Raw genomic sequence first — 3,577 nt, 5'->3', positions numbered from 1 at the left:
TTGACTTAGCAAACGCACCGAATCATTTTCTGGGATCATACAATCGATATTTATTGGAAGTTTTAATTGAAAATATCTTTGATTAAGCGTATAATTTTTTTGTAAAATGTTATGTTTTAGCATACTAATATTTTACCATAAATCCCTTACTTCTCGAAGTTCGGGATTTATTTTTTTACATAAAAAAGGAGCTACGCACTAATCACTTAGTGCGACAGCCCCATGTTTAAAATAATGATATTATTTATCAATATGGATTTATACTAGGAATAATAAAATATATTAATGATTTGATAAAAATGTAAAACTATAAAAATAGATTATGGAATAGCTATAAAGTTGGTGATATAATTTTGAAATGTGAAATAATAAGTAAATTATAGGAGATTTTTATGGAAAATAAACAAGTTATGAAAAAGACCTTTGGAATAATGACGGCAATTACTATGGTTGTTGGTACAGTTATTGGATCAGGAATATTTTTTAAGCCGCAAGCTATATATACTGCCACTGGAGGGAAGCCTGGCCTTGGAATGATTGCTTGGCTAATAACAGGTTTGGTAAGTATAGCTGCTGCTCTTACCTTTGCTGAAATAGCTATTCTTATCCCTAAAACTGGTGGAATGGTTGAATATCTATCTGAAGTATTTGGAGAGAGGGTTGGATATCTAGCTGGATGGATGCAGGTTGTACTTGCATTACCTGCAATGGCAGCTGGACTTGCTGTTATATTTGCCGATCAAGTAACTTTACTTACAGAGAATAATGTAACAATTCCTGTTGCAATATTTGTTCTAATCTTTGTAGTTATTCTTAATTGTATGAGTTCTAAAGTTGGTGGAGGGGTTCAGGTTGTATTTACTATATGTAAGCTTGTTCCTTTAGTGCTTATTATTGTTTTTGGATTTATAAAGGGAAGTGGAACTAATACAGTGTTTACTCCAATGGTAGGAGAGGGATTAAGCCCTATTACCGTTTTAGGAACATTAATGGTTGCTATTCTTTTTGCCTTTGAGGGATGGACAAATGTTGGTGCTATTGCTGGAGAAATGAAGAATCCTGGACGTGATTTACCAATAGCTATTGTAGGTGGGGTATCTGTTATTACAGCTATTTACTTTATAATAAATTTAGCTTATTTATGGGTTATTCCAGCAGATCAATTAGCTGCAACATCAGCGCCAGCAACATTAGTTGCAAGACATATATTTGGGGATTTTGGATCTATTTTAATTACTATTGGGATAATGATTTCTTGTTTTGGAACTTGTAATGGATTTTTAATGTCAGGATCAAGAGTAACTTATGCTATGGCTGAAGGAGGAAAGCTTCCATTTTTTAAATTCTTATCGAAACTAAATAAGACTCAAACACCAGCAAATTCGATTATATTTACAGGGGCACTTTCTTGTATTTTTGCACTTACCGGACAATATAATCTTCTCACTGACTTGGGAGTGTTTTCTTCATGGATTTTTTATACCCTTACATTTGTAGCAGTTATTGTTTATCGTAAGCAAAGACCAGATATTAAACGTAGTTATAAGGTTCCGTTATATCCTATAATTCCAATATTAGCAATAATAAGTGGTATTTTTGTTGTGTTAAATCAATTTATTACGGCAACAATGCTTTCATTAGGAAGTGTAATAATAACCCTTATAGGTCTTCCAGTATATATTTATATGAATAAAAAACATATGAGTAATTCATAATATTTCATACATATATAAACAAGAAAAGTTGATTTCGATAAATTGAAATCAACTTTTTTCTATTTAAAATATAAAGACTATAAAAATTATTTTTACATTGTTATATACATTTCATATTGAGAAATTGGATCCTTTTTAAATTTCATATGTTTTAAGAAGCCTTCAAGATAATTATTATTTGGAACAACTATAGATAATTTTTCATTATCATAAGCAGCAAGGCAGACTATATTGCCTAATTTTTCAACATAATCTAAATCACTTTGCCAGTTTATATGAAAGTCTTTATGATTATATATAGCCTCTTTAAAGTTATTAAAATCAATTTCTTTTATATTTATATTAGAGTTATCAAAATTCCTTAATTCTGATGGGTTATCATGAAAAAAGTAAGATAAATCATATATTTTTTCATACCCTATTTTCTTATAAAAGTTAATAGCTTTATCATTACCAACAATCACTTCTAAGAACATTTGCTTACAATTACTTTCTATAGCAGTTTTTTTATGAAGAGACATAAGCTTGCTAGCAATACCTTTGTTTCTATATTCTGGATGAATAGCTAAGGCTCCACAACGCAAGGTTTTAATACCATCCCAAATTTTAATACCAGCCAAAAGTACACCAATAGGTTTATCACAGTCTAATGCTATATGTGATAGTTCTATAGAATTCCCTTCAGGCCCAAAGAATCTTTTTATAAAATCTTCTTTGTTCATTGATAGTTTTATAATATAGTCAGAAAATCCAATACTAAAAGCATCGAATATTAAATCCATACTTACTTCAGAACACTTTTTATAAACGACCATAATTAAAATCTCCTTATAAATATTTCTTTACTTTAATTATGTAGCAAAAAACGGATTAAAATCAATATATTTATAATTCTATAAAGCTTTCAGTAAGCTAAATGAAACATTAGAAATGAGATAATTTTAAGAAAAATCTATTTATGGTACAATTAATTTGCTATAAACAGATTTTTTGTATTTTTAACAATGAAAAGTTTAAGCTAAAGTTATAAATATAACGGCTAAAGAAATATATTGGAGGATGTAATGAATATAACAATAATATCAGTAGGAAAATTAAAAGAGAAATATTTAAAAGAAGCCATAGATGAATACTCAAAAAGATTATTAAGATACTGCAAATTAGAAATAATAGAACTAGCAGACGAGAAAACACCAGATAATGCAAGTGAAAAGGAAGAGCTTCAAGTAAAAGATAAAGAAGGCGATTTAATATTATCTAAAATAAAAGATAATATGTTTGTAATTGCTTTAGACCTTAAGGGAAAGGAAATGACTTCAGAGGAATTTGCAAATTATATAGAAAACTTAGGTGTTATGGGCAATTCTAATATAGCTTTTGTAATAGGGGGAAGTCTGGGTTTATCTAAAAAGGTAATTAGTAGATCAAATTATAAGCTTTGTTTTTCTAAAATGACTTTTCCACATCAATTATTTAGAGTAATGTTATTAGAGCAAATATATAGAGCTTTTAGAATAATGAAGAATGAACCGTATCATAAATAAATGAGGTTTTGGATAGAATTGGATATATAAATGGACGATAGGTGTGCTTTAATTTTTGCAATGAAACTTACAAAAATCTAAAGTTTGAATTTTTGTTGGGTATTTTAATTTTATTTATAGATTCTTCATTTTTCACTACTTGAGAAAATTAGAATTTGTTTTTCAGAATCTATAGCATTGAAAAAATTTTTATAATTATCTTGGATTCGGCAAGTAATGCCGAAAGGCATTGAAATTAAAGGATTTTTTGTTCAAAAAAATTAAAAAGAAATCATCCCTTTTTAGTGTTAAAATATAATTACAAAAAACAAAACACAA

Annotated in this window: 3 protein-coding genes; 2 read left to right on the top strand and 1 reads right to left on the bottom strand. The window is 28.3% G+C overall.

The genetic code is table 11. From position 1 onward, the window contains the following. The first annotated feature begins 392 nt into the window (after positions 1 to 392). Positions 393 to 1,715, top strand: coding sequence for an APC family permease (locus KQI16_RS11695; protein ID WP_216434645.1), 1,323 nt, complete (start codon positions 393 to 395; stop codon positions 1,713 to 1,715). 92 nt (positions 1,716 to 1,807) lie between these two features. Here the strand turns inward: KQI16_RS11695 and KQI16_RS11690 are convergent, their stop codons facing one another. Further along, positions 1,808 to 2,530 carry a GNAT family N-acetyltransferase gene (locus KQI16_RS11690; RefSeq protein WP_216434644.1) on the bottom strand — a complete coding sequence of 241 codons (723 nt, stop codon included), beginning with the start codon at positions 2,528 to 2,530 and terminating at the stop codon, positions 1,808 to 1,810. A gap of 249 nt (positions 2,531 to 2,779) precedes the next feature. On the opposite strand from KQI16_RS11690, the gene rlmH reads away from it, so the two are divergent. Then, positions 2,780 to 3,259: a 23S rRNA (pseudouridine(1915)-N(3))-methyltransferase RlmH gene (gene rlmH / locus KQI16_RS11685; RefSeq protein WP_216434643.1), complete on the top strand. Its 480-nt coding sequence runs from the start codon at positions 2,780 to 2,782 to the stop codon at positions 3,257 to 3,259. Positions 3,260 to 3,577: the final 318 nt, after the last annotated feature.

Source organism: Caproiciproducens sp. MSJ-32 (genome assembly GCF_018918055.1).
In the GTDB taxonomy this organism is placed as follows: Bacteria; Bacillota; Clostridia; order Clostridiales; family Clostridiaceae; genus Clostridium.
Note: the sequence above shows the minus strand (reverse complement) of the source record. Positions and strands in the feature narration are given on the sequence as shown.

What these genes read in the sequence shown, in the direction of transcription:
- rlmH (WP_216434643.1), top strand. Translation starts at nt 2,780, where the DNA reads ATGAATATAACAATAATATCAGTAGGAAAATTAAAAGAGAAATATTTA.
- KQI16_RS11695 (WP_216434645.1), top strand. Translation starts at nt 393, where the DNA reads ATGGAAAATAAACAAGTTATGAAAAAGACCTTTGGAATAATGACGGCA.
- KQI16_RS11690 (WP_216434644.1), bottom strand. Translation starts at nt 2,530, where the DNA reads ATGGTCGTTTATAAAAAGTGTTCTGAAGTAAGTATGGATTTAATATTC.